Here is a 6,520-nt window from a genome sequence, read left to right on the forward strand (position 1 = left end):
CGAAGCGCTGCTCTTACTGAGTGGCGCCAATTATTGAGCGCATAGGTTCAGGCTGCACCAGCAATCTGATGCGAGTTCTCATTCGTCTGACAGCACCCATCTACGTGCTCGGCGCCTCGATTTGCAGCACCTGAGGCGCTCCCATCGTTGCGGCGATTGAGACAGGTACTGCGCCGGCGAAGAACGGTCAAACAATTCTGACGTTGTGTCCTGGTGCCCTAAGCGTTCCTGTGCGCCCGAGTGGATTGCAGGATCGGAAGCAGCACCAGCACCAGCGCCAAAACCAACAGGCCTAGTGTCATCGGTCGTTCCCAGATGAACGACATTCCACCATAGAGCTGCATCGAGCGGGAGAAATTGTCTTCCATCATACCGCCCAAGATGAACCCGATCAAAAGAGGTGGCAGCGGATAGTTGGTGAATTTCAACGCAATGCCGCAGATGCCGAAGCCGACCAACATTAGCAATTCCGTCGCGTTGTTCTGGCCGATGTAGGCCCCCATCAAGGTAAAGAACAGAATGAACGGGATCAGGTAATTACGCGGAATGGCAAGCAATTTGGCAATGTAAGGGATCAACGGTAGGTTCAGGATCAACAGCACAAGGTTGCCGATAAACATCGACATGATGACTGCCCAGAAAATCTGTGGTTCGTCAATCATCAGGCGGGGGCCGGGCGTGACGTTGAGCGCGATCAGCGCGCCAAGCAAAATGGCCGTTGTGCCCGATCCCGGAATTCCGAGGGTCAGAAGCGGCACAAAGGACCCCGTGCAGGCGGCGTTGTTGGCCGTCTCGGGCGCGGCAAGGCCCTTGATCGAACCTTTGCCAAATTCCGCTTGTTCGTGCTTCGGGGCGATGTTGCGTTCGACGGCATAGCCAAGGAAGGATGCGATTGTTGCTCCCGCGCCGGGCAATACGCCGATAAAGAACCCTTGTATGGATTGTCGGCCGATCACCGGTGCGATGGCACGGGCTTCAGCGCGGCTGATGCGCAGATCCTTAATCTCGCCGCCATCATCGCCAAGGTTCTTGGGCTTAAGCACAAGAAATACCGCCTCTGGCAACGCGAACATCGCCATGGCCAGCGTGATAAACCCAAAGCCCGACTGGAGATCCATGATGCCCATGGTGAAGCGGGGCAAGTTGAAAAGGGCTCCTTCGCCCACTGTCGCCATCATCAGGCCAAGGACAGTCATCAAAAGCGCCTTGGTCACTTGCCCCGGTCCTGAGAACGCGGCAATTGCGGACAGGCCAACGATCATCAGCGCGAAATATTCTGCCGAATGGAACAACAGAGCGACCGATGACAGCATCGGCGCGAAGATCATTAGCAAGATTGCCCCGATCGTGCCGCCCGCGAAACTGGCAATGGCCGCGATGGTCAGCGCCTTGCCGGCCATGCCTTGTTGCGACATCGGATAGCCATCAAAGGACGACGCCACCGTACCGGCCACGCCAGGCGCGTTCAGCAGGATCGACGATGTCGAGCCGCCAAAGATCGCCCCGTAATACACACCGGCAAGCAGGATCAATGCAGCCGACGGATCGCCCATGGAAACGGCAATCGGGATCATGATAGCGATAATCGACATTGGCCCTAAGCCCGGCAACATGCCGATGAACGTGCCGATCAAGCAACCGCCAACGACCAATAACAGGTTTTGAAGAGACAGGGCCGTTTGCAGGCCGATTAGAATACCTTCAAGCATATCAGCCTCCAGTCAAATTTGTGATGAACGTCGGTAGTGGGCGCATGTAGATGCTCAAGACCTCTTGAACGAGATACCAAACAGCGAACGTCGCTGAGATGGCGACCGGCAGCATGATATGCCACTTTCGCTCTCCCAAAATTAGTGATCCGATTATTAGGAATCCGGAGGTTGAAATTAGGAATCCAACGGGGCGCAAGCATAGAGCGTAGACCACCATGAGGGCCAACAGCAAGAGCGCTTGTCCGTAGAAATAGTCATCCAGACGGCGGTGGTCGATCTCGCCGATCTTTTCTTCGCCCTTCTCAAGTCCAATCAGAATGATGAACGAGGCGGCGATGCCCAGAACGGACAGTACTTTAGGGAAACTGCTTGGCCAGACAGGGTTTCGACGCATGAACGGCGCGAGGCCGGCATCCATCGTGAACCACGCGGTGTATCCGTAGACGATACAGATGCCCAAAAGAATAAGTGCGATCCAACGATCCAAGGCCATCAGCCCATCCCCCGATATGTCTGAAAAAGTGGCGGAGCGATTGAACGCTCCGCGTTGTGTTTAGGATTGACGCTAGGGTCCTAGAGGAAGCCCAGCTTTGTCATCAGATCGCCAATGACGGTTTCCTGCTCCTCAAGGAAGACGCGGAAATCATCGCCGGGGTTGTGGATGTTGACCCAACCGTTGCGCGCCCGCACGGCTTCCCATTCTTCGGTGTCATACATCGCGGCAATCGCGGCCTGATACTGGACCAGCTTTTCGTCCGACATGCGAGGTGCGCCGAAGAAGCCGCGCCAGTTGACGAAGGTGGTGTCGATGCCCTGTTCCATCATGGTCATCGCCTCAGGGGCCGCATCAACGCGGGCATCTGCGGTAATCCCGATGATCTTGACTTCGCCTTGGTTGGCCAGATCAACTGCTTCGGAGAAGCCAGTCGACAGCGCCTTGATTTCACCAGACAGCAAAGCCGCCATAGCTGTACCACCGGCATCGTAGGGGATGTAGTTGACGCCAAGGGCATCGCGGCCAGAGGCCTCCATCACCATCGCGGCCACAAGGTGGTCCATGCCACCAGGAACCGATCCACCACCAATCGGCGTGCCAGCAGGATCTGCGTCATAAACCGCAAGGAAATCATCCATCGTGGAAATGTCGCTGCCCGCTGGAACAACAATCGCTGCGTAGTCACCGATGGTGCCCGCAACCAATGTCAGGTCACGGAAGTTATGGGGGAACACACCTGTAAGCGAACGGATCACGATGGGCGTCGAGTTCACCATCAACGTGCCCTCTAGGCTGTCTGCGTTTTCGAGCAGGTAACCGATAGCTTTGCCGCCACCGCCGCCGGACATGTTTTCGAAAGACGCGGATCCGATCAGGCCGGATTCTGTCAACGCTTCGCCAACGCCACGCGCAGTGCCATCCCAGCCGCCACCGGCCCCGCCGGGGATCAGAAAGTGGATGTCATCCAGAATCTGATGACCATCTGCAAATGCAAGTGTGCCAAGGCCCATCGCCATTGTTGATGCCGCCAAAAGTCCGAAGACCCCCCGGCGTGTGTTTGTGAATTTCAGCATGTTTACTCCTCCAAAATGTTGATGCTGTGATCGTCTTTCGGGGCTATTCCAGCGCCCGCTTTGGGTGCCCAATCGGATTGAGGCCCCCATAAGTCCAACGGTATTCAGGTGGGGTTGGTCCCTTGTTCCTGCCACCTTGGTTCATCTGCTCCCAAGCGTGAGACATGATGCCCACGGACCGGGAAAGGCAAAACAATCCGCGCGCCAGTGGTCCGGCAAAACCAAGCTCTGCATAGATCACGGCAGTTGCGCCATCGATATTCATCGGAACCGGCTTGCCTTTCCGCGTATTCAGCGTGTGCTGCATCGCGCGCGCAATGGCCGCAAATCGCCCGGACACCGTACCGTTTGCAGCCGCGTCATCCACCATTTGCAAAAGGCGGGGCGCACGTGGGTCTTCGGGTTTGTGAAAGCGGTGCCCGAAGCCCGGAATGAATTTTCCCTGCTCGGCCTGCCAACGGTCGATCATGGCTGGCACGACGTCTTGCAACGACTGCCCAGCCTGAACAGCATCATCGATCCAGGTAAAAAGCGCGACGGCCTGTTCACCGGCCCCGCCATGGATATCGTCAAGCATGTTCACAGCCGACGCCATTGCACCATTCAGGCCCAGCCCACATGTCACGGCCATCCGCGCAGCTGCGATTGAAGGGGCTTGCGGCCCGTGATCCACGGCGGCAACCAAGGCACATTCCAACAATCGGGACTGATCGGGCGTCGGAAGGGCGCCGCGGGTCATCAGCCAGATCATCTGGGGGAAGGTGATCTGCCCGATGAGGTCTTCTATTGGGTAGCCGCGCAGCCGGATTTCCCCCGGTGCCATGTCGATGATGTCGGTTGTCCACCAATCAGACACATCGTTGCCAGAACTGCTCATATCGCACCATCCTTTGTTAACCTATCAAGCTCTGCCTGAGACAGGCCCAGTTCGGCGCATATGGCCGCGTTGTGTTGCCCCAAAAGAGGGGGCGGCGTTTTTACTGTTGGCGTGATGCCGTCGATCTTGATCCCCGTCGTGACCACCTGAATGTCGCGCCCGACCCCCGGCACATTTTTGAATGCGTGCAGGAAACCGCGATCCGCAACCTGCGGCGTTTGCAAGACTTCTGGAACGCTGAGAACCACACCGCACGGGACGCCAACGGTGTTCAATTCCTGCGCCCAATCTTGTGCTGGACGGGTTTTCAAGACCGCCTCAAGCTCTGCCCTTAATGCCAACCGGTTGCGCTTGCGATCTTCGCGGGTGGCGTATTCGGGTAGGTCCTGCAAACTGGCCAAACCCAAATGATTGGTCAGCAAAACCCACTGCTCGTCCTTGTTGGCCGCAATATTGATGGGGCCGCCCATGGCATTGAACGTGCCAGACGGAGCTGAAGTCATGTTTTCGTTGCCATTAGCAGTGGGTTCAACGCCCGCGATTAGATAGTTCGAGACCGCCCAGCCCATGGTCGCCAGCACGGACTCCAGCATGGACACATCGATGAAAGCGCCGCGCGGACTGCTATTGAGTGCTGACGTGATGGCAAATGCCGCCGTGATGCCGCCAACCGTATCAGCCACCGGGTAGCCCACGCGAAGCGGCGCACTATCGGTATCGCCCGTGATTGACATCACCCCCGATGCGCCTTGGATGATTTGGTCGTATGCTGGACGGTCCACCCAAGGCCCATCCTGTCCGAAACCGGAAATGGCGCAGTAGATCAATGTGGGGTTCACCGCCTTTAAGGTTTCGTATCCAACGCCCAGACGGTTCATGACCCCTGGGCGGAAATTTTCGACAACGATATCAGCGCTTTCAACAAGGCGTAAAAACAGAGCTTTGCCTTCGGGGTGCTTAAGATTGACGGTGAAAGATTTCTTGCCTGCGTTTTGCGCAAGAAACGACACGCCCATGCCCTTGGCATTCAGGTCGGGATCAGCGCCAAGCTGGCGTGCAAGATCGCCTCTTCCTGCTGCCTCGACCTTAATCACCTCAGCACCGAGATGCGCCAGTTGATGGCAGCAAAACGGACCTGCTAGCACATTAGTCAGATCGAGTACGCGGATGTTGGCAAGTGGTTTCATTGGGCCCCATGAATTCTATCAAGGCCTTTTTGGTAGACAAACAGTCCTATTAAACGCAACTATAATAAAAATGAATTGCGCAGAGTAGAACTAATGAAAGAATATCGCGTCGAGTCGGTCGAAAAGGCACTATCAATTTTGGAGGCGTTTTCGAAAGAGCAGAAATCGCTAACACTGACAGAGATAGCTGCAGAAACAGGGCTCTATAAGAGCAACGTCAGTCGCCTGGCTGCATCACTGGAGCGATACGGATACTTGAAACGCGATCCGAACCGGCGTTTTCGACTTGGACCAGCATTGTGGCGGCTTGGTGCGCTGTATCGCAGATCCTTTGAACTTGGCGAATCTGTTCGTCCTGCTTTGCGCCAGCTTGTCAGAGACACCGGTGAGACGGCTTCGTTCTATGTTCCTGATCAGGATGAGCGTTTGTGCCTTTACCGCGAAAATTCGCCAGATCCCGTGCGTCATCATCTTGAAGAAGGGGCGCGTTTGACAATGCAATCGGGTGCAGCAGGGCATGTTTTGGCAGCCTTCGTTCTTGGTGATAGCGCGGCGAAAGCCCGCCTTGAAAAGGATGGAAGTTGCATTTCTCAAGGCGAGCGCAATCCGCATATTGCAGCGGTTGCAGCACCCGTAATCGATGCAACAGGGCAGTTTTACGGAGCGGTTTCGGTCTCCGGGCCTCAAGACCGACTGGATACCTACGCGCTTGCTCGGGCACAAGCGGCGGTGGTATCCACCGCGCAATCATTAGGACAGAGCCTTTCTTGACCCGTTGATGGATCGGGATGCGGTAGCAGGTGTACAATTCGCAATCTTTGTTCACGAACGCGGGGATGCCATAGCAGCGATAACCGAACTTTGGGACATGCTGAGTGACGTCGAAGGAAAATTTCTTTGGGCGTTCATCTCTGCGACCAGTTATTAGTTTCCCGATACCGGCCATTCGCAGCAACATAGAAAATATGCAAAATGGGCTCTTTGCTGCCGTTCGCTGCGCTGCGTACGAATGTCCGTAATGGGCCGTCTTAAACTTCGCTATGTAAGTCTGTGATAACAGCGGTATCTGGAGATGTCGGTCCATTCATGGCTCGCAGCTCATTGCTGGCGTCAGACAAAGAAATTTCTCTTGCTACCATCGGGCGAATGTCTACATCACCACGCTCAATCATGCC

Annotated in this window: 6 protein-coding genes; 1 reads left to right on the plus strand and 5 read right to left on the minus strand. The window is 55.9% G+C overall.

The features are described 5' to 3' along the window. Positions 1 to 218: 218 nt before the first annotated feature. The 5 genes from ABF287_RS17085 to ABF287_RS17105 all read right to left on the minus strand — a co-directional run bounded on the left by ABF287_RS17085 (position 219) and on the right by ABF287_RS17105 (position 5,345). Complete coding sequence (locus tag ABF287_RS17085) at positions 219 to 1,709, minus strand: tripartite tricarboxylate transporter permease (protein WP_347186204.1); 1,491 nt, start codon at positions 1,707 to 1,709, stop codon at positions 219 to 221. A 1-nt stretch (position 1,710) separates the two neighbouring features. Further along, positions 1,711 to 2,205: a tripartite tricarboxylate transporter TctB family protein gene (locus tag ABF287_RS17090; RefSeq protein ID WP_347186205.1), complete on the minus strand. Its 495-nt coding sequence runs from the start codon at positions 2,203 to 2,205 to the stop codon at positions 1,711 to 1,713. A gap of 80 nt (positions 2,206 to 2,285) precedes the next feature. Further along, positions 2,286 to 3,224 (minus strand): tripartite tricarboxylate transporter substrate-binding protein, encoded by a 939-nt coding sequence (locus ABF287_RS17095; RefSeq protein WP_347186207.1) that lies wholly within the window; start codon positions 3,222 to 3,224, stop codon positions 2,286 to 2,288. A gap of 100 nt (positions 3,225 to 3,324) precedes the next feature. Continuing rightward, a complete protein-coding gene (locus ABF287_RS17100; RefSeq protein ID WP_108387652.1) occupies positions 3,325 to 4,158 on the minus strand; it encodes a citryl-CoA lyase in 834 nt (277 codons plus the stop codon). Further along, a complete protein-coding gene (locus tag ABF287_RS17105; protein WP_347186206.1) occupies positions 4,155 to 5,345 on the minus strand; it encodes a CaiB/BaiF CoA-transferase family protein in 1,191 nt (396 codons plus the stop codon). The genes ABF287_RS17100 and ABF287_RS17105 overlap by 4 nt, the downstream gene beginning before the upstream one ends. A 93-nt stretch (positions 5,346 to 5,438) precedes the next feature. Between ABF287_RS17105 and ABF287_RS17110 the strand changes: the two genes are divergently transcribed. Beyond that, the gene (locus ABF287_RS17110) at positions 5,439 to 6,116 is read left to right on the plus strand and encodes an IclR family transcriptional regulator (protein ID WP_108387650.1); all 678 of its coding nucleotides are present in this window, start codon (positions 5,439 to 5,441) and stop codon (positions 6,114 to 6,116) included. The last annotated feature ends 404 nt before the right edge of the window (positions 6,117 to 6,520 follow it).

The organism is Pacificibacter sp. (assembly GCF_039769035.1).
Lineage (GTDB): Bacteria > Pseudomonadota > Alphaproteobacteria > Rhodobacterales > Rhodobacteraceae > Celeribacter.

Excerpts from the sequence above, each read along its gene's own strand:
- ABF287_RS17105 (WP_347186206.1), bottom strand. The coding sequence starts at position 5,345 with ATGAAACCACTTGCCAACATCCGCGTACTCGATCTGACTAATGTGCTA.
- ABF287_RS17095 (WP_347186207.1), bottom strand. The coding sequence starts at position 3,224 with ATGGCGATGGGCCTTGGCACACTTGCATTTGCAGATGGTCATCAGATT.
- ABF287_RS17100 (WP_108387652.1), bottom strand. The coding sequence starts at position 4,158 with ATGAGCAGTTCTGGCAACGATGTGTCTGATTGGTGGACAACCGACATC.
- ABF287_RS17110 (WP_108387650.1), top strand. The coding sequence starts at position 5,439 with ATGAAAGAATATCGCGTCGAGTCGGTCGAAAAGGCACTATCAATTTTG.
- ABF287_RS17090 (WP_347186205.1), bottom strand. The coding sequence starts at position 2,205 with ATGGCCTTGGATCGTTGGATCGCACTTATTCTTTTGGGCATCTGTATC.
- ABF287_RS17085 (WP_347186204.1), bottom strand. The coding sequence starts at position 1,709 with ATGCTTGAAGGTATTCTAATCGGCCTGCAAACGGCCCTGTCTCTTCAA.